The 17,665-nt window shown below is 63.9% G+C and carries 17 protein-coding genes; 7 read left to right on the top strand and 10 right to left on the bottom strand.

Annotation, left to right across the window (positions count from 1 at the left end; genetic code table 11):
* The first annotated feature begins 18 nt into the window (after positions 1-18).
* The 3 genes from ACZ5Y5_RS16145 (at position 19) to ACZ5Y5_RS16135 (ending at position 4,366) form a co-directional block, all read left to right on the top strand.
* Positions 19-819, top strand: a complete 801-nt coding sequence (locus ACZ5Y5_RS16145; RefSeq protein ID WP_464811511.1) for an SDR family NAD(P)-dependent oxidoreductase — start codon at positions 19-21, stop codon at positions 817-819.
* A gap of 104 nt (positions 820-923) precedes the next feature.
* Entirely contained in the window at positions 924-2,258 is a 1,335-nt protein-coding gene (locus ACZ5Y5_RS16140) for an amidohydrolase (protein WP_464811510.1), read from the top strand.
* A gap of 71 nt (positions 2,259-2,329) precedes the next feature.
* On the top strand, positions 2,330-4,366 hold the full coding sequence (locus ACZ5Y5_RS16135) for a M3 family metallopeptidase (protein ID WP_464811509.1): 2,037 nt from the start codon (positions 2,330-2,332) through the stop codon (positions 4,364-4,366).
* Between the two features lie 19 nt (positions 4,367-4,385).
* Here ACZ5Y5_RS16135 and ACZ5Y5_RS16130 read toward each other — a convergent pair whose 3' ends face one another.
* The 5 genes from ACZ5Y5_RS16130 to ACZ5Y5_RS16110 form a co-directional block, all read right to left on the bottom strand.
* On the bottom strand, positions 4,386-6,410 hold the full coding sequence (locus ACZ5Y5_RS16130; RefSeq protein WP_464811508.1) for an elongation factor G: 2,025 nt from the start codon (positions 6,408-6,410) through the stop codon (positions 4,386-4,388).
* 131 nt (positions 6,411-6,541) lie between these two features.
* A complete protein-coding gene (locus ACZ5Y5_RS16125) occupies positions 6,542-8,290 on the bottom strand; it encodes an ATP-binding protein (protein WP_464811507.1) in 1,749 nt (582 codons plus the stop codon).
* Entirely contained in the window at positions 8,287-8,865 is a 579-nt protein-coding gene (locus ACZ5Y5_RS16120; protein ID WP_464811506.1) for a TOL_0243 family YfiR-like periplasmic protein, read from the bottom strand. Before ACZ5Y5_RS16120 ends, ACZ5Y5_RS16125 begins: the two co-directional genes overlap by 4 nt.
* Positions 8,853-10,742 carry a TOL_0244 family TonB-dependent receptor gene (locus ACZ5Y5_RS16115; protein ID WP_464811505.1) on the bottom strand — a complete coding sequence of 630 codons (1,890 nt, stop codon included), beginning with the start codon at positions 10,740-10,742 and terminating at the stop codon, positions 8,853-8,855. Before ACZ5Y5_RS16115 ends, ACZ5Y5_RS16120 begins: the two co-directional genes overlap by 13 nt.
* 187 nt (positions 10,743-10,929) lie before the next feature.
* Positions 10,930-11,427, bottom strand: a complete 498-nt coding sequence (locus tag ACZ5Y5_RS16110; protein WP_464811504.1) for a hypothetical protein — start codon at positions 11,425-11,427, stop codon at positions 10,930-10,932.
* Positions 11,428-11,577: 150 nt separating this feature from the next.
* On the opposite strand from ACZ5Y5_RS16110, the gene ACZ5Y5_RS16105 reads away from it, so the two are divergent.
* The 3 genes from ACZ5Y5_RS16105 to ACZ5Y5_RS16095 are packed head-to-tail and all read left to right on the top strand — an operon-like array spanning position 11,578 to position 12,902.
* Positions 11,578-11,787, top strand: coding sequence for a hypothetical protein (locus ACZ5Y5_RS16105; RefSeq protein ID WP_464811503.1), 210 nt, complete (start codon positions 11,578-11,580; stop codon positions 11,785-11,787).
* A gap of 58 nt (positions 11,788-11,845) precedes the next feature.
* Positions 11,846-12,046 carry a hypothetical protein gene (locus tag ACZ5Y5_RS16100; RefSeq protein WP_464811502.1) on the top strand — a complete coding sequence of 67 codons (201 nt, stop codon included), beginning with the start codon at positions 11,846-11,848 and terminating at the stop codon, positions 12,044-12,046.
* Between the two features lie 19 nt (positions 12,047-12,065).
* Positions 12,066-12,902 (top strand): SAM-dependent methyltransferase, encoded by an 837-nt coding sequence (locus tag ACZ5Y5_RS16095; protein WP_464811501.1) that lies wholly within the window; start codon positions 12,066-12,068, stop codon positions 12,900-12,902.
* On the opposite strand, the gene ACZ5Y5_RS16090 is transcribed toward ACZ5Y5_RS16095, so the two are convergent.
* On the bottom strand, positions 12,899-13,306 hold the full coding sequence (locus tag ACZ5Y5_RS16090; protein ID WP_464811500.1) for a DUF2147 domain-containing protein: 408 nt from the start codon (positions 13,304-13,306) through the stop codon (positions 12,899-12,901). The two genes, ACZ5Y5_RS16095 and ACZ5Y5_RS16090, sit on opposite strands and share 4 nt — an antisense overlap.
* Positions 13,307-13,401: 95 nt before the next feature.
* On the opposite strand from ACZ5Y5_RS16090, the gene ACZ5Y5_RS16085 reads away from it, so the two are divergent.
* Positions 13,402-14,118, top strand: a complete 717-nt coding sequence (locus ACZ5Y5_RS16085; protein ID WP_464811499.1) for a methyltransferase domain-containing protein — start codon at positions 13,402-13,404, stop codon at positions 14,116-14,118.
* Here the strand turns inward: ACZ5Y5_RS16085 and ACZ5Y5_RS16080 are convergent.
* The 4 genes from ACZ5Y5_RS16080 to ACZ5Y5_RS16065 form a co-directional block, all read right to left on the bottom strand.
* Positions 14,105-15,202: an NAD(P)/FAD-dependent oxidoreductase gene (locus ACZ5Y5_RS16080; protein WP_464811498.1), complete on the bottom strand. Its 1,098-nt coding sequence runs from the start codon at positions 15,200-15,202 to the stop codon at positions 14,105-14,107. The two genes, ACZ5Y5_RS16085 and ACZ5Y5_RS16080, sit on opposite strands and share 14 nt — an antisense overlap.
* Positions 15,202-16,269, bottom strand: coding sequence for a type III polyketide synthase (locus ACZ5Y5_RS16075; protein ID WP_464811497.1), 1,068 nt, complete (start codon positions 16,267-16,269; stop codon positions 15,202-15,204). The genes ACZ5Y5_RS16080 and ACZ5Y5_RS16075 overlap by 1 nt, the downstream gene beginning before the upstream one ends.
* Positions 16,270-16,401: 132 nt before the next feature.
* On the bottom strand, positions 16,402-16,833 hold the full coding sequence (locus ACZ5Y5_RS16070; protein ID WP_464811496.1) for a nuclear transport factor 2 family protein: 432 nt from the start codon (positions 16,831-16,833) through the stop codon (positions 16,402-16,404).
* The gene (locus ACZ5Y5_RS16065; protein WP_464811495.1) at positions 16,830-17,642 is read right to left on the bottom strand and encodes an SDR family NAD(P)-dependent oxidoreductase; all 813 of its coding nucleotides are present in this window, start codon (positions 17,640-17,642) and stop codon (positions 16,830-16,832) included. Before ACZ5Y5_RS16065 ends, ACZ5Y5_RS16070 begins: the two co-directional genes overlap by 4 nt.
* Positions 17,643-17,665 lie beyond the last annotated feature (23 nt).

Raw genomic sequence — 17,665 nt, 5'->3', positions numbered from 1 at the left:
TGCGGTTAGGAGAGAGAAATGACTGAAGGCAGACTGGCCGGCCGGGCCGCGATGATCACGGGCGCAGGCGACGGCATCGGCGAGGGGATGGCGCGCCGTTTCGCGGCCGAGGGCGCGGCAGTGCTCGTCGCGGACATCGATGAAGAGAAAGGCGAAGCTGTCGCCAGCGCCTTGCGGGACATGGGTGCGCGCGCAGCTTTCCGGCGTTGCGACGTGACGGACCGCGCCATGATCACCGGCGTCGTTGGGGCCTGTGTCGAGGAATTCGGCTCCATCGATATCCTGGTCAACAACGCCTATCGGGGTTCGGGCATGGCCCGTATTGAAAGCAAGACCGACGAGCTCTTCGCCGCCAGCCTGAACATCAATCTTTATGCTGTGAAATGGTCGATGGAGGCCGCTTTCCCGCACATGCGCGAACGCGGATGGGGCAGGGTGATCAACATCGGTTCGCTGAACGGCGTCAACGCCCATATGGGCAGCGCCGAGTATAATGTCGGGAAAGAGGCGCTGCGCGCCTATACCCGCAGCGCGGCGCGCGAATGGGCGCCCCATGGCATCTGCGCGAATATCATCTGCCCAGCCGCCGCCTCCGCCAGTTACCGCAAGTTCCAGGCGATGCAGCCTGAGGTCGCAAAGGCCACCGCTGCCGTCAATCCTATGGGCCGCATGGGCGACCCGGAAAAGGATATTGGCGGCGTCGCCCTGTTCCTGGCCAGCGAGGACGCGCGCTATCTGACGGGCAACACCTTGTTCGTGGACGGCGGCGCGCACATCAACGGGGTGGTCTGGATCCCGGATTTCGGCCCGGAAGAGTGAAGGCATAACCAGCCGTTATATCCATGAGGAGACGATAGGGGCGCTCCCTTCCGCTTTCGCTTATGCAGGCGGCAAGACATAGCCGTTCGTAAGGAGAGCGTCCCATGAAACGTCGCCCGCTGCTGGCCACCCTCGCCCTGCTGTCATCCTCCATGCTGCTCGCGCCCTCCGCGCGGTCCGCACCTGTCGAGGACAAGGCGGCGATCAATGCTGTTCTCGACAAGAATATCGCCGGGCTGGAGGCGCTTTACCGCGATCTCCACCAGCATCCTGAACTGGGTTTTCAGGAACTGCGGACTGCGAAGATCCTCGCGGCGAAGATGCGCGCGCTCGGCTTTGATGTCACCGAAAAGGTCGGCGGCACCGGCATCGTCGCCATCTACCGCAACGGCGCAGGACCGGTGACGCTGGTGCGCACCGACATGGACGCGCTGCCGATGGAGGAAAAGACCGGGCTGCCCTTCGCCAGCAAGGCCCAGGCGACCCTGGACGGCAAGCAGACTTTCGTCGCCCATAGCTGCGGTCATGACACGCACATGGCCTGGTGGGTGGGAACGGCGCAGGTCCTGCTGTCGATGAAGGATCGGTGGAAGGGCACGCTCGTCTTCATCGCGCAACCGGCCGAGGAAGTGTTGGGCGGGGCGAGCGCCATGTTGAAAGACGGACTGCTGACCCGCTTCCCCAAGCCGGACTATGCGCTGGCCGCCCATGTCGGCGGGGGCATGCCGGTCGGCAGCGTCGTTGTGAAGGAAGGCACTATCCTGTCCGCGTCCGACGCGCTGGAGATCGTATTCCACGGCAAGGGCGGCCACGGTTCTGCCCCCAGCGCAACGATCGACCCCATCGTCATGGGCGCGCATTTCGTCAGCGATGTGCAAAGCGTCGTCAGCCGCCAGAAGGAAGCGGCGACCTTCGGCGTGATCACCGTCGGCGCGTTTCAGGCGGGCACGGTCGGCAACATCATCCCCGACGAGGCGCGCCTGCGCCTCAGCCTCCGCTCCTTCACGCCGGAGGTGCGCGGGTTGCTCATGAACGGCGTGGAAAAGACGGCGCAGGCGGTTTCGATGATGGCAGGCGCGCCAGCCCCCACGATCGCGCATCTGAACGGGTCGGCGGCGACCTATAATGATCCCGCCCTTCTCGCGCGGCTCACGCCTGCCCTTAAAAGCGCATTCGGCCAGGGCGTGGTCGCCATCCCCGCCAGCGCTCCCGGTTTCTCGGGCAGCGAGGATTTCTCCGAACTGGCGGCCCAGGGCATCCCCTCCGCCTATCTGATGATCGGTGGAGACACGCCCGAAAAGCTGGCGGAATATAAGGCGAAGGGCGTTGCGCCCGCCACCAACCATTCCCCGCTATTCGCGCCCGCCGCTGTGCCCGCGATCCGCAATGGCGCAACGGCTCTGGTGCTGTCGGTCCTCACCCTCAATGGCGTACAGTAAGCAAGCTTGAAGAGGCGGCGGTCATCGCCCAATTAGGGGGGAGATATCCTCTCCCTCAGCCAAGAGTAGCCATGACCGCCGCAAATCCCCTGCTTGCCGACAGTGACCTGCCCGACTTCGCCGCCATTCAGGCCGCCCATGTGGTCCCCGCGATCGAAGCGGCGATCGAGCAGCATCGCGCCGCGATAGACCGGATCACCGCATCCCAGGCGGATGATTTCGACAGCGTCATCCTGGCGGCGGAGCGCGCCGATTTCCTGCTGTCGCGCACCTGGTCGCCGATCGGCCATCTGTCCTCCGTCGCCGACACGCCGGAGCTGCGCGAGGCCCATGCCGCCGCCCAGGCGCTCATGACCGCCTACCTTATGGAAGCAGGGCAGAACCGCGCCCATCATGACGCCGTGGCGCGGGTCGCCGCCCGGCCAGACTTTGCGGACCTTACCCCCTCCCGCAAACGCGCGGTCGAACTCGCGCTGCGGGGCTTCCGCCTTGCCGGTGTCGCTCTGGAAGGCGAAGCGCGCCAGCGTTTCCTGGACATAGGCGTGGCGCTCAGTGATCTCAGCACCCGCTTCGGCAATGCCGTCCTCGACGCGACCGAAGCCTGGAGCGAGCATATCACCGACGAAGCCGCATTGGACGGCGTGCCGGACAGCGACAAGGCGATACTCGCCGCCTATGCGCAGGAAAAGGGCCTCGGCGGCTGGCTCGTCACCCTGCGCCAGCCCAGCGTCCTCGCCATTCTGCTCCACGCGAAGGACCGGCTTTTGCGGGAGCGCGTCTATCGCGCGCATAATACCCGCGCCTCGGACCAGGCGGCCGACCCTAGCCATGACAATAGCGAAAGGATCGATGCGATCATGGCCCTGCGCCATGAAGCGGCACAAATCCTGGGCTTTGCCGACGCGGCCGCCCATTCGCTCGAAACGAAAATGGCGGCCGACGCTGACGAAGCGCTCGCCTTCCTCGCCGATCTGGCGCAGCGCGCACGGCCGGTCGGTGAAAAGGAATTGGCAGAAGTTCGCGCCTTCGCGGCCGAGCATCTCGATCTCCACGACCTGCTGCCCTGGGACCTGTCCTATGTGGCCGAAGCCATGCGCCGCACGCTGCACGGCGTCGATCAGGAAGCGCTCAAGGCATATTTCCCTCTCCCGCGCGTCCTCGACGGGACGCAGGGGCTGATCGAGCGGCTCTTCGGCGTCCGCCTCTCACCACGCGCCAATGTGTCCACATGGCATCCCGACGTCCTCTTCTACGATGTGCTGGACGGGCAGGGCGAAGTCATCGCGGGCGTCTATCTCGATCTGTTCGCCCGCGCCGGGAAGCGGGGCGGAGCCTGGATGGATGTGTGCCGCTCCCGCTTCCGGGACGCGGACCGCTTCCACCGTCCGATCGCCTATCTCACCACCAATTTCGCGCCCCCCGCAGGCGATCGCCCGTCATTGGTGACGCATAATGATGTGGTGACGCTGTTCCACGAATTCGGCCATGTGCTGCATCATCTGCTGACGGAGGTCGATCTGCCCTCGGTCGGCGGCATTTCCGGTGTCGAGTGGGACGCGGTCGAACTGCCCAGCCAGTTCATGGAGAATTTCGCCTGGGAAAAGGATACGCTGATCGGCTTGTCGGGCCATGTGGACAGCGGCGAACCCCTGCCGGAGCCACTGTTCGACCGACTGCTCGCCGCACGCCAGTTCCAGGCCGGGCTCGCCCTGCTGCGCCAGATCGAGTTCGCGACCTTCGACCTGCTTCTCCACCGTGACTATGATCCGGCTCAGGGCGCGCGCGTGACGCAGATGCTGGATCAGGTGCGTGCGGCCGTCGCGGTCGTCCATCCGCCCGCCTGGAACCGCTTCGCCCATGCCTTCAGCCATATCTTCGCTGGCGGCTATGCGGCGGGCTATTATTCCTATCTCTGGGCGGAGCTGCTGTCGGCCGACGCCTTCGAGATTTTCGCACACGGCGATGTGCCGGGATCGGGTGCAAGCGCCTTCCACCGGGAGATCTTGGCCGCCGGGGCAAGCCGTCCCGCAGCCGAGAATTTCCTGGCGTTCGCAGGCCGTCCGCCGCAGGTCGACGCCTTGCTCCGCTCGCGCGGGCTCGCCGCCTGAAAGGGCAGGGGAGCCGGCGTCAGGCCGGCTCCTTCACCTTCTGCACGATGCTGCTTGCCAGCTTGGGCGTCACTTCGGCCAGATGATCGAAATGGGCCTCATAATGCGCCATGCCCTGGCTCATAGACCGGATTTCCGCTTCCAGCCCCTGCAGCCCCGCCTCGGGCAACAGCACCTCCAAGATATCCCATCCTGACCAGCCCTCGCGGCTCGTCATGCGCAGCATCTGGCCCCGGCGGCTCGCCACGGCCGATGTGATCCGCGACGTCGCCGCGCCGGGCGTCATGATCGTCACATGCGCGACCGGCTCCAGCAGATAGGGTGAGGCCGCCGCAAGCGCATCGGCCATGGCGATCCGCCCGGCGGTGCGAAAGGCGAGTTCGGAACTATCGACGCTATGGAAGGACCCGTCGATCAGTGTCGCGGCGACGTCCACGACGGGAAAGCCCAGCGGCCCCTTTGTAAGCGCGTCATACATGCCCTTTTCGACCGCCGGTATCCACTGCTTGGGGATCGCGCCGCCGGTGATCCGCTCTTCGAACCGGATGCCCTCGCCCCGTTCGAGCGGCCGGACCTCCATCACCACATCGCCAAACTGGCCGTGACCGCCGGATTGCTTTTTGTGCCGCCCGCGCTGGGTGACGGTCTTCCGAATGGATTCCTTATAGGCGATGGTCGGCGGCTGGACCGAAACGGCGACGCCATAGCGCCGCTTCAGCCGCCCCAGCGCGACATTCAGATGTTCGTCGCTCACGCCATGGAGCAGCGTCTCGCGCGACGCCTCGTCCTGCGCCCAGTGCAGGGCATGATCTTCCTCCGCCATCCGGTTGAGCGCGGTGGAAAGGCGCACCTCGTCCTTATGGTCCTTCGCTGCGATCGCCAGCGCGCAATTGGTGGCGGGCCGATCAGCCGCCAGCCCCGCACCGCCCGGTTTTCGGCCGATGCCCAGCAGGTCGCCCGCCTGCGCACTGTCCACCTTTGCGATACCGACGATCGCGCCGGGCTCAGCGGACGGGATCTTGGCCGTCGCAGCGCCTTGGATCGCGAATATGCCGCCCGCCCGCATCGACTGGCCCGCACTGTCCTGCAACTCCGCGCCGTCGGTCATCTGCCCGCCGAACAGCCGGGCGATTGCGAGCCGTCCGACTGTCGAAGCATGCGAAATCTTTATAACCTGCGCCGCAGCGCCTTCTATGCCCAGCCGCTCGGCCGTCTGCTTCGCCGTCGGCGTGTCATGGCGCAGCATCTTGAGCAGCCGCCTGACGCCAAAGCCGTTCGCCGCCGATCCAAACAGCACCGGCACGATCAGGCCGCTCGCGGTTTCCTGCGCCAGATCGGCGAAGATGGTCTGAAGGCTCGGCTGCTCGTCGGACAAAAGCTGTTCCAGCAGCACATCGTCATGATCGGCGAGCTGCTCCAGCATATGGAAGCGGGCTGCGCTTTCATCATCCTTGATGTCGGCGGCAATGGCGATCTGCTGCGACGGTTTGCCCGCCTCATAATGATAGGCGCGTTCCAGCGCGAGATCGACGAAGCCGTCGACGCGCTCGCCGGATGTTATGGGTATCTGCCGCGCGACCAGCGCGGCGCTGCTCATGGGCGCAAGGGCGGCGAGCAAATCCTGGATGCTGCCGCGCGCCTGCTCGATCTTGTTGACGAACAGCGCATGGGGTACCCCCGCCTGCTCCAGCTTGCGCAAGGCCGGTTCCGCCAGCGGCGCGCGCGCGGGATCGGGATCGATGACCACGATCGCCAGATCGACGGCGCGGAGCGCGATTTCCGCGTCGCTGGAAAAGCTGGGCGATCCCGGCACATCGATCAGGCTGAAGCGATCGCCCATCCATTCGAAATGCGACAGGTTCAATTCGGTCGAACTGCCCCGTTCCCGCGCTTCGGGACTCGCGTCGCCAGTGCTGCTCGCGGCCTCCACCGATCCTTGCCGTGGGATCGCGCCGGTTATGAACAATATTGCTTCCGTGAGGCTGGTTTTTCCCGCTCCGGCGGGGCCGATCAGCGCAATGGAGCGCGATTCAGTGCCGCTCATCCTTGCTCTCCTCATCCATCTTTCTTGGCGAAGACGGTTGTTTGCGGCGGCGATGTTCTGCCTATCTGATGCCGAACGCAAGGGGGGCTGGGTCGGACTGCCTCTTGCCCCACCCGGCAAGACGCTGGCGGCTATTCTGGAGTAGGCGGGCGATGACCCTTCTGGTCGAGCGCCGCCAATACCTGCACAGACAGATCTTGAATGGAAAAGGGCTTGGACAACAGGCGAATACCTTCCTTCGCGGCCGACGCTGCGGCGGCGCTATAGCCGGTCATCAGCATCGTCGGCAGCGCAGGCCAATTTTGTCCGACGCGGTGAACAAGGTCGATGCCGCTCACATCACCCGGCATGATCATGTCCGACAGAACCAGCGAAAAATTCCGTTCGCGATGCAGCCGCCGCAGCGCGGCGTCGCCACTCTCCGCGCGTTCGGTCTCATAGCCCAGTTCCGCCAGCATGCCGCCCACCGTAGTCGCAACGGTGTCATCATCCTCCACCAGCAATATGCGGTGCTTGCCCGGCGCAACCATGGCTTGCGCATCTTCAACATGTTGAGCCGGGTTCTTCGTGGTTCGTGGCAGGATCAGAGTGATGGTCGTCCCTCGGCCCTCGATGCTATCGACCCGGACATCGCCTCCTGACGCACGCACGAAACCATAGACCTGGCTCAGCCCCAGACCTGTTCCCCGGCCCACGCCTTTGGTGGTGTAGAAGGGCTCGAATATCTTGGCGACCTGATCGGGGGGGATGCCGCTGCCCTGATCGGTCAAGGCCAGTTGCACGTAATCGCCGCGTTCGCCGTCGCCGGGCACATTGGCCGCCTCGATCACGATGACCCCGCTCTTCGACATGGCGTCGCGGGCGTTCAGCGCGATGTTGAGGATGGCGACCTCCAGTTCCGACGCGTCCACCTCTACCGGCCAGAGATCGCTCGGCAGATGCATGGCAATCCGGATGCTTTCGCCGAGCGACCGTTCCAGCAACGCGTCCATCCCGCTGACCCGCTGCCGCAGGTCGATGACTTCGGGTTTCAGCGGTGTCCGCCGGGCGAAGGCGAGCAATTGCCTTGTCAGCTTGGAGCCCCGATCCACCGCCTGCCGGATGCCTGCCTTCAATTTCGCGATCTTTTCCGGGTCGTCCGTGCGCTCCATCAGGTCCAATCCGCCGGAAGCAACCATCAGTAAGTTATTGAAATCATGTGCAACGCCGCCGGTCAGCTGCCCCATAGCCTCCATCTTCTGCGACTGGCGAAGCGCCTCTTCCGCTTGCATTCTATTCGCTATTTCATTCTGTAATTCCTGGTGAGCCTTGCGCAGCGAAGCATAGGATGCCGCCAGCACGACGATCAGCAGCGACGCCAAAACCGCGATCACCGCCAGGCCAAGATAGCGCGTCACCCGCCGCGACCAGCTGTCCACCGTCGATTGCAGATAGACCGACCCCAGCCTCATATTCCCCTGCATCACCGGCGCCGTGACGATCAGCGCATTGCCCACGATCCTGGGTTCAGCCAGCGCGTTGCGAGATGGCAGGCGGACAGGCGGCCGCGCATAGCCGGTGACCAGCGTACCGTCGGGGCGGAAAGCCGCTGCGGCCGTGATCTGCGGGTCGGCACGAAGCGCGTTCAGATATTCCTGCCGGGCGACATCATCTTCAAAGGCGAGCGGCGCTGCGATCCCGCTCGCCAGGATCTTCGCCTGCACCGCGCTTTGCCGCGCCTTTTCCATCTGCCCGACACGTTCCAGCTGGAAGGCTACCGCAACGCTCGCCGCCAGCAGGAGCAGCGCGATCAGCACCGCCGCCAGCGGCGTCGCCATCTGCGCGATGATGCCAAAGGCGCGCGGGCGGTTGGCCGCTTTCTCTTCAGGAGCGTCCGTCATTTACGATCCACCGCGATGGCAAGGCCGAGCAATTTGGAACTGATCTTCAGATGGCTGGCCCGCGCCGCACTTTCATCGATCTGAAAGCGGACGCGGCCGCTGCGCATCACGAACTGGATCATGGCCCCTGGCGGGCCGCCGTCCCTGTCAGCCACCGTCAGCACCGGCTGACCGGCGAGGGGAGTGAAGGGCGTATAATCCTTGTCTGCCGACCGCCCGGCGAACAGCATATGGCATCCGGCAACGCCGCTGTCAGACTTCAGCCGCCGCACCTTTACCTGGCGGTTCGCCATCTTCTGCCCGCGCACGACATCGTCCAGGACATTGCCGAAAGGATCCTCGCCGGCGATGCAGATGGTGAAATTCCGGTCGCCGCCGGAAAAGGCGGCTGGCGGCCATTCCACAAAGGGCGCGAACTTGAAGAGGAAGCTCGCCTTCACGGCCTGCTCCAACGATGCCGAAGCGGTTGTAGCGTGGCTCCCCTGCGCCCCCGCCAGCGCGATCAGCGACAGGCAAGCCTGCGCGGCTCGTCGCCAGCGGCCTTTTCGGCGCAAGGGTGCTTTCACATCGTCCATTTAAGGGCCACAAATACGCTGCGCGCCAAAGGTTTCGCCTGCGACAGCGGCAACTCCTGATGCCGCTTGTGAAGCAGGTTGAACCCGGACACGGACAGCTCCGCACGCTCGCTGAACTGCCACCCCAGGCGACCGCCCAATTCCACATAACCCGGCACATGCGGATCGGGCAGGGCGCTGACATAGCGCAGATCTGCGTCCACATTGATCTGCCGGCCGATGTCCATCGACGATCGAAGCGTGGCGCGGTGGCGCGGGTCATTGCCAGCTTGCGACAGGCCCAGCAGGGGCACCGCTCCGTCCTTGAACCGCAATTTGTTGATCAGCAGGCTGTAGCCCGGCTTTATCCGCCACCAATCGGCAATGCGAATGTCCGCCCATGCGTCAAAGCCATAGCTGTCCCCCTCCATCCCATTGCCCCATCGCAATGGCAGAAAGCCGCCCGGCGCCGGATCGACCGTGCGCAGATCGTCATAGACGTTGTAAAAGCCCGAAATCGACAGGGACGCGCGGGGCGACAGCATCAACCGCGTGCCGAGTTCAAAGGCGGTCAGCTTTTCTGGCCGGAAACTCGAAAGCGCCGTCAGGAATACGGTCTGCCCGATCGATTCCACCACATCCTCATCGAAGGGCGTCGGCGATCGAACAGCGCGGGATACCGCGCCCCATAGCAGGGTCGATCCATCAGGCTTCCACGACAGCCGCACGCTCGGCAGCACCGTCAGGTCGGTATAAGTGCGCCCCTCCAGCTTGACCCCGGCCGTGGCCGTCAGGTGCGGGGTGAGGGCGATGCTGTCCTGCGCAAAGATATTGGCAACGTACAGCCGACGACGATCGGGCACGAACAGCAGGCCCGGAATATTCTCGATCTCGTAACTGCTGATCCGTGCACCGCCGCCCAGGATGAGCGCGTGGGCGCCCGTCTGAAAGCTGTATTGCCCCTCCACATCATAGGTATCGAGCGCGAACCGTCCGCCATCATGGTCGATCTCGCGCGCGCTATGGTCATAATAGGCTTGTAGTTGGAGTGCCCCGCCCGACGCCGTTTCACGCCGCCAGCGCGCCAGAAGATCGTAACCGTAAAAGGCTTCGGACGGGGTCGCGCCGCGGGAGATGGAGCCATAATGGGCGTCACCCTGCAACATGACTGCATCCTGCGCGGACGCGTCCCAGTCCAGGCGGAAGCCGATCTGCGTGCGGCGGCTGCCATCGTCGCTGCCGTCCGAGCTTTCGAAATTCTCGTGCCGCTTTGCGAAGATCCGGTAGTTGATCGCGTCGCCTGCTCGCCCGCCATAGCGTAGCCCCAGGTCATAGGTCCTGTTGCCGCCGACGATCGTTCCATAGAGTCCCTGGGAAGCGCCAGCATCACGGGTGATGATGTTGATGACGCCATTTACGGCATTGGACCCCCAAAGCGTTGCTCCGGGTCCGGAAATGACCTCGATCCGCTCTACATCTTCCGGCAATATGTCCGGCATGTCCCAATATACGCCGGAATAGAGCGGCGAATAGACGCTGCGCCCGTCGATCAGCACCAACAGCTTGTTGGAAAAATTCTGCGCCTGATCGTTGCCGCTGAGCCCCCGAGCGGCGACGACGATATTGTTCGGGCCGCCCCGCATCACCTGCAGATTGGGCGCGAGCCTCAATATGCCCGGCAGGGTCAGCGTGCCCGACCGGACAATGTCGTCATGCGTGATGACATAGATGGACGCTGGGGCATCGGCCAAAGCTGCATTGGACCGCGTGACCGATGTGACATCCAGTTGCGACAGCGCGGCGATCGGCATGTCGCGCAATTCTTCGATGCTCTGAGCCCGAACCGCGCCTGCCTGGACGCCCAGCAACCCTGCTATCGCCCAGGCAGTTTTGAACACACCCGATCCTGACGGCATCTATCCCCCTATAGTTACCCCGATCATATAATTGTTGTGAAACGGCATCGAATTGGTTCCGGGACGTTGCCGATTGAACTCGTTAGGCGGTTGAAGATCAAGCGGATTCAGCAGCAAGCCGTACCGGCAACGCGGGACGCGCGCTGCCGCCGCGGCCCGGCGTCATCCCTCAATCATCCGTTTCCGCCACGCCGTTGCGGTTGTCGTCTTCACCCGTCTTCATGCCGCCCAGATGGCCCGTGCCGTGATAGCCGATCTCCGTCTGTCCGCCATGACCCATGATGCTGCCGGGGTTATTGTCACTCTTCCTGCGCCCATGGGGGTAGGGCGCGCCCGCGCTTTCGCCGCCCGGGCTGCTGCCGCTCATGTCGAGGTCGCTTACGCCATCACCATGGGGTTTCTTGGCCGCCGCGTCAGTTTGCGGCATGCTGTTGTCCTGGCCTTCCGGCTCGTCGTTGGGGCTTTGGTCCAGCCCTTGCGCCTCGACGAAGGCGGTGCCGGAGACTTCCTCCACCTCAGGGCCGACGCCGGGGACATGGCGGCGCTGCTCTTTCGGGGCGGCGGCTTCATCCGCTGCTCTTTCGCCACGCCAACCTTGCTCGGGCGGCGCTGCATCGTCCTTGATGGGGGAGCCTTGCCCCTGAAGAAATGCGTTGCGATCGTTCATGACATTGTCCTTTGTCGGGCCGTCGGCCGGTCGATGAAGCAACGCGTCAAAAAAGCCGCCGATCCGGTCGGATCACTCACCTGGGTTAGGGCGCGGGGGTCTTTTGTCCCGCTATCATGCGCGTCCAGCGACGGCGAAGGTCAAGCAGCGATGGTCAAGGACCCAGAGCAGCGGCAGCGGAGAAATGCCAAGCGATGGCTGTGGCTTATCGTCGCAGGATGCGTCGCTCTGGCCGCGCTGATCGCCTATACCAGCCTGCGCGCGCCTGATCCTGAGTCGCGGAAATCGGAAGCGCCATTTCCGGCTGCCGCTGCTCCAGCGTCCGGTGACGGCGACCGGAACGAAACGCAGCTTCGGTGATTGCATGGGGTGCGATCCTCATTTCGGGGACCGATCATCCTTTTCAGGAGCTTGATCGATGTCGCTTACCGGCCTCACAGCTATCATCATCCTGATCGCGGCGGCGCTGCTCGGCTTGGTGCTGTTCGCCAGCCATCGCGGCCGGCTCAACCGGGGCGGAGCCTTGCTGGCCGCACTGATTATCGTAGCGGCGGCGTCCGTCACGCTGCTATATCCTTCCTTCCTGACGACGACGCACGCAGATCGGCCGCTGCCCTGAGAAATGCCATGACCATCGCATGATCGTTCCGGAGCATCCCTCCAGCGCTGCGAGCGTCGCTGTCCATTATGATGAGCTGGACCCGGCCTATCGTCGCATCTGGGGCGATCATGTTCACCATGGCTATTGGCGCGACGGCGATGAAAGTCCTGAAGAGGCGGCCGCCGCGCTGGTGAAGCTGGTTGAACAGAAGCTCGCGCTGCAGCCGGGGCAGAGGCTGTGCGATATCGGCTGCGGCTATGGAGCCACGGCGGCGGACCTTCTGACGCGCCATCAGGTCTCGATCGTGGGCCTGACTGTCTCGCCAGCCCAGCACCGCGTCGCAAAAGGCCGGTCGGCGGACTTTTCCTGCCTGCTCCGAGATTGGCTCGACAACGGCCTGCCATCTGCCTCGTTCGACCGCGCTTATGCGATCGAAAGCTCCGAGCATATGGTGGACAAGGCGCGCTTCTTCGCGGAGGCGCGGCGTATATTAAGGCCGGGTGGGCGGCTGGTCGTCTGCGCGTGGCTGGAAGGCGAAGGAGTCCGCCCATGGGAGGTGCGCCACCTGCTCCTGCCCATCTGCCGGGAGGGCCGCTTGCCCAGCATGGGCAGCCGCGCCGACTATGAGCATCTGGCGTCGGAAGCAGGTTTCCGGCTGACTGATTATCAGGATATCAGCCGGGAAGTCCGGCGCACCTGGTCCATCTGCCTTGGCCGTTTCGCAAGGAGCATGATCAGCGACAGCGGCATCCGCCGCCTGGCGCTCAGCCAAGCCACGCAGAGCCGCGATTTCATGCTCAGCCTGCCGCGCCTCATCCTCGCCCTGCGAACCGGGGCCATGCGCTATGGCATATTCCAGTGGGAGGTGGCCTAGCTCGGCCGGGTCCAGCGCCGCGACTCGCATATGAAGAGAACGCATCCGGTAACTTTCAGCGACCCGTCAGGGTTCTTCGCCAGCGTCGATCGATAGCTTTTCCCGCTCTTGGGATCATAGGCGCGGCCACCTTTCCACATCGATCCAGACCGGCTGAAGTCCCACAGCGTGACAAGACCCGCCAGCGGCCGGTTCCGCAAGCGCGGGTCGGGATTCTGGCTGTCGGTCCTGGGAACGGCGGGGCCGGTATCCAGCACTTTCAAAATCCGTCCGCACATATGCGTTCCGCACGGCTCTATCCGAACCAACCCCTTACCATCGTCAGTCAGCCACAGGCCGGAAATGTCGCTGGGAGCACCGGCTGCGGACGCCAGCATGAGCAGGGAAGACGCCAGCATTGTCATCGCAAATATCCTCTTCTGCCTTGAAGGTGAGCCAAAAAGGACGGCACATCAACCACCCGGCTCATGATAGGATGGCGGCGGAGAGAAGGACGTAGATGCAAAAGCTTGCAATCCGATCGCGGCAGGAAGAGCAGATGGACGCGCCTGATCTCGATCCGGCGGTGTATGAGCAGGTGCTGCACGATCTGGCGCGGGTCAACCGCTGGACCTTCACGGCATGGCCCAGCATCGCCTTTCTCAATCGTGCCATCGGATCGGCCAAGCATTTCCGCTTGCTCGACGTCGGATTTGGCGACGGGGATATTCTGCGCGCCATTGCCCGCTGGGCGCGGAAACGCGGGATCGACGCTGAACTGATCGGCGTCGACCTGAACGAGAAAAGCTTGCAGGCCGCGCGGCGGGTCACGCCGCCCGACCTTGCGATCGACTATCGCGCGGGCGACTATCTGGATCAGCCGGAAGCGTTCGACTTCATCATATCCAGCCAGGTCACGCATCATATGACCGATGCGCAACTCATGACCTTTCTGCGGCACATGGAGGCGAATGCGCGGATGGGCTGGCTGATCTGCGACCTGCATCGCCACGGTTTCGCCCATTGGGGTTTTCCGATCCTCGCCCGATTGCTGCGTGTCCACAGGATCGTGCGGCAGGATGGCCAGCTTTCGATCGCCCGTTCCTTCCGCCCGGCCGATTGGCGCGCCCTCCTCGCGGAGGCGGGGATAAAGGAGGATCAGGTGCGGATCGTGCGCCGTTTTGCCTTTCGCCTGTGCGTCGAGCGGGTGCGCGATTGGCCGCTCAGCCTTTCCTGACGCGGGTCAACGCAGCCGCTCCCGTTCCCAGCTTCGGCGCCAGGTGCAGCAGAGTCATCAACGCGCTTCTGGTCAGCGGAGCGGCGGCGCCATGGCGCAGGGCTTCGGCCACTCCTACCGGCCTGCTGCACTCCCGCCGCCATTTCTGTTGCCAGGCCGGAGCCGTCTCTGGCCCACCGGCCAGCAGTGCCTTGGCGGCGCTTGCTCCGCTGGCCAGCGCGATGGCGATGCCGTCGCCCGCCAGGGAAGCGATGACGGCGCTCTGATCACCGATACGAAAGACGCCCTGATGGGAAGCATGGGCGCGCCAGCCATAAGGTACGCCTGCCACAGCGTCGAAATGGCTGGGGACCGCAGGGTCAAGACGTTCGGCCAGCAGCGGCGCTTCCCGCTTCAACTGCTCCATCAGCGCAGGCACATTGCCCGCCAGAGTGAGCCGGTCGCGGCTGACGGAAAGGCAGAGATTGACCGATCCATCCTCCTGCAAGAGTAGCCCGGCATAGCCGTCGTTGAACAGATGCAGTTCGACCCGGTGGGCAAGCGCATCATGCAAAGCGGCAGAGGCGGGGAGTGTGGTGCGCAATCCGACCGACGAAAGTGAAAAATCGCGCGCCATCCCGCGCAACTCATGCTTTCCGACGCCCAGGAACAGCGCGTCCGCAGTCAAAGTCTCCCCATCATCAAACCGCACGTTTCTGGCGGCAGGATCGATGGCCCGCGCCGTCCGCCCGCGCCTGACCACCGCACCGGCGGCGGCGGCGGCTTCGATCAGGGCATTGTCCAAAGTGCGGCGCGACATGCCAGCAGCCGTGCCGGGAAGAGGTGCCTCGACGCAGCGATCCGCGCTCACCAGGCGGAAGCTGCTGATGGGGTGCGCGCCCAGGGACCAGGGGTCGATCCCCAATTCCTTCAGCGCCGCAATAGCGTCCCATCCCAGAAAACCGCCGCACACGCCATTTTTCGCCGTGGCGTGCCGCTCCATCAACTGCGGCGTCATTCCGGTCTTGGCCAGGGTAAGGGCGGCGGCGGAACCCGCCGGGCCTCCTCCGATGATCAGCGCGTCGATGCTGGCGGCCTGAACCATCATCCCGCTCGCGAGAAGCGGAAACCTTCGGCAGCAACGCCCGGTCCGAACGCAAGCGCGACGCCCTGGCCATGCCTTTCCTGTTCCAGCAGGTCCGCCAGAATGAACATCAATGTCGCGGACGACATGTTGCCGTGACGGGCAAGAACGCCTCGCGAGACAGCCAGCGCATTGTCCGTCAGGTCCAGCCCATGCTCGACCGCGTCCAGGATCGATCGTCCGCCCGCATGCACCGCCCAATTGCCGATCATCGCGGGCTCCACCTCTCCACAGAGACGCTGCCGAACGCTTTCATCGCGCAGAGCCGTCTGGATGCGGCCTGGAACTTCGCCCGACAGATGCATGATGAAGCCGGTGTCGCCGATTTCCCAGCGAATAAGGTCCGCCGACTCCGCCAGATTGATCGCAAAAGGCGTTTCCATGGCGAAGCCGCTGTCCTGCGCGGTCACCAGGGCGGAGGCGGCACCGTCGCCAAATTGCAGCATCATCAGCAATCTTTCGAGTTGCTGTTCCGCCTGAAGATGGAGCGACGACAGTTCGACCGTGACCACCAGCACGCGCGCTGCGGGTTCCGATCGGACGATGTGGCGCGCGGTGCGCAGCGCTGCGACTGCGGCATAGCAGCCCATGAAACCCACCAACGTCCGCTCGACATTTGCGAGGCCGAGCGCGTCGGCGATGATCTGGTCGATGCCCGGCGCCACGAAGCCGGTGCAACTGGCCACCACAAGATGACTGATAGCGCCCAGATCCGTCTTTGATTTCAGTGCGTCGATGGCTTTCAGCGCCAATGCGGGGGCATAGCGTTGATACAGCTTCATCCGCTGCGATGTCGAAGGCATCCCTTCGGCATAGAAACCGCCGGGATCGACCGGCGACCCCCCTTCGACCGAGGGCAGGACGGACCAGCGGTGATCGATGCCGCTCCGTTCGGCCATGCGCAGGAACAGGCTCCGCGCCCGTTCATCCTTCAGCTGTTCGCTCGCCCAGCGGATGAAGGGAATATGCACGTCCTGCCCGGGCGTGGCGCAGCCGATGGCGTTGATGCAGGCACGTCTCTCGCTCATCGCGTTCCACTTTGTTGCTCGGGTTCAAACGCCGGGATGACGGCGATGATCCGGCAGGGGCAGCATTACCCCTGTGTAGCGCGATTGCCATTGCTACCAAATGAATTCAGCAGCCAAGCTGCGCCAGTTCCATCAAAGTCTGACGGTCACCGGCACCATCTCCTCCCACAGCAGTTCCAGCCTGCGTCGCGTAAAGCGCCAGCTGTCGCCCTCTCGGCGCCATTCGTCCAGATAGCGGATGGTCCAGCGCAACAGCTGATCCTTGTCGTTCAGCAGATGATCGGCGGTGCAATAGGTTTCGCCTTTGGCCCCATCCCCCTCAATCATCACCATTTGGTTATGAACGCGGTGGAAGGTGGCGCGGAACATCGTGCCCAGCGCATCGATCGACTGAAGCGTCGCCTCGATACCCTCGGTCACGAAGCCGGGTCCTTCGATCCGGCAGTCTGCCGCGAGCACAGACCGCCACAATTGCTTGTCTTTCCGGTCCGCGCCTTGCGCATAGAGATCAGCGGTCCGCCGCAGCGCCGCTTCATCGATCAGCCTCGCCAGTGCATCGCTCATAGGTTCAATCCATTTCCTGTCACGATCGGCATATTGGTCCATGTGCCGTTTACGTCGCGAATCCAGCCTGCCGCCGCGAGCGACCCGCCATCCACATTGATCGATGTGCCCGTCACCCAGGCCGCAAGCGGGCTCGCAAGATACAGAGCTGCGCCTGCGCAATCGTCGGGTTGTCCGAAACGGCCCAGAGGAACCCATTGTTTGACATGCGCCTGATTTTCCGCCGGGACCATAAAGCTGACCGGCGTCTGGGGCGTTTCGGTGGTTTCAGGAGCGATATCATTGACCCGGATACCGAGCGGCGCCAGTTCAAGCGCAAGGCTCTTGGTGAAGCCCGTTATGCCCCATTTCGCAGCGGCATAGACCGAACAGTTCGGAATGCCTCGATAGGCTTCGATCGAGGTGATGTTGATGATGGAGCTGCCGGGCGCAGCCGCCTTGATCAGCGGCAGCAGGTTGCTTGTCACATTCATCAGGCTGATCAGGTTCAGCGCGACAATTTCCTGCATTTCGTTCAGCGTCAGCTTGGAAAAAGGCTTGGCGTGAAGGAAATGCCCGACATTGTTGACGAGTATGTCGAGCTTGCCGCCGGTTTCTTCGCCGATGCCGCGGGCAAGGGCCTCGACCTGCTGCGGCTGGGTGACGTCACACTGAATGGCTTTGCCCGCCGTGAAGCTGGCGCAGCGTTCCGGATCGATCTCGGCGATGAAGACCTGCGCGCCCTGTCTGGCGAAAGCTTCGGCGCAGGCGCGGCCTATGCCCGCGCCGCCGCCCGTCACCAGCACTGATTTGCCTGTGAAATCCAGCATCATCCTATCCTTGCAAATTTTCT

The organism is Sphingobium sp. TomTYG65, assembly GCF_055395525.1.
Note: the sequence above shows the minus strand (reverse complement) of the source record. Positions and strands in the feature narration are given on the sequence as shown.

What these genes read in the sequence shown, in the direction of transcription:
- ACZ5Y5_RS16145 (WP_464811511.1), top strand. Translation starts at nt 19, where the DNA reads ATGACTGAAGGCAGACTGGCCGGCCGGGCCGCGATGATCACGGGCGCA.
- ACZ5Y5_RS16140 (WP_464811510.1), top strand. Translation starts at nt 924, where the DNA reads ATGAAACGTCGCCCGCTGCTGGCCACCCTCGCCCTGCTGTCATCCTCC.
- ACZ5Y5_RS16135 (WP_464811509.1), top strand. Translation starts at nt 2,330, where the DNA reads ATGACCGCCGCAAATCCCCTGCTTGCCGACAGTGACCTGCCCGACTTC.
- ACZ5Y5_RS16130 (WP_464811508.1), bottom strand. Translation starts at nt 6,410, where the DNA reads ATGAGCGGCACTGAATCGCGCTCCATTGCGCTGATCGGCCCCGCCGGA.
- ACZ5Y5_RS16125 (WP_464811507.1), bottom strand. Translation starts at nt 8,290, where the DNA reads ATGACGGACGCTCCTGAAGAGAAAGCGGCCAACCGCCCGCGCGCCTTT.
- ACZ5Y5_RS16120 (WP_464811506.1), bottom strand. Translation starts at nt 8,865, where the DNA reads ATGGACGATGTGAAAGCACCCTTGCGCCGAAAAGGCCGCTGGCGACGA.
- ACZ5Y5_RS16110 (WP_464811504.1), bottom strand. Translation starts at nt 11,427, where the DNA reads ATGAACGATCGCAACGCATTTCTTCAGGGGCAAGGCTCCCCCATCAAG.
- ACZ5Y5_RS16105 (WP_464811503.1), top strand. Translation starts at nt 11,578, where the DNA reads ATGGTCAAGGACCCAGAGCAGCGGCAGCGGAGAAATGCCAAGCGATGG.
- ACZ5Y5_RS16100 (WP_464811502.1), top strand. Translation starts at nt 11,846, where the DNA reads ATGTCGCTTACCGGCCTCACAGCTATCATCATCCTGATCGCGGCGGCG.
- ACZ5Y5_RS16095 (WP_464811501.1), top strand. Translation starts at nt 12,066, where the DNA reads ATGATCGTTCCGGAGCATCCCTCCAGCGCTGCGAGCGTCGCTGTCCAT.
- ACZ5Y5_RS16090 (WP_464811500.1), bottom strand. Translation starts at nt 13,306, where the DNA reads ATGACAATGCTGGCGTCTTCCCTGCTCATGCTGGCGTCCGCAGCCGGT.
- ACZ5Y5_RS16085 (WP_464811499.1), top strand. Translation starts at nt 13,402, where the DNA reads ATGCAAAAGCTTGCAATCCGATCGCGGCAGGAAGAGCAGATGGACGCG.
- ACZ5Y5_RS16080 (WP_464811498.1), bottom strand. Translation starts at nt 15,202, where the DNA reads ATGGTTCAGGCCGCCAGCATCGACGCGCTGATCATCGGAGGAGGCCCG.
- ACZ5Y5_RS16075 (WP_464811497.1), bottom strand. Translation starts at nt 16,269, where the DNA reads ATGAGCGAGAGACGTGCCTGCATCAACGCCATCGGCTGCGCCACGCCC.
- ACZ5Y5_RS16070 (WP_464811496.1), bottom strand. Translation starts at nt 16,833, where the DNA reads ATGAGCGATGCACTGGCGAGGCTGATCGATGAAGCGGCGCTGCGGCGG.
- ACZ5Y5_RS16065 (WP_464811495.1), bottom strand. Translation starts at nt 17,642, where the DNA reads ATGCTGGATTTCACAGGCAAATCAGTGCTGGTGACGGGCGGCGGCGCG.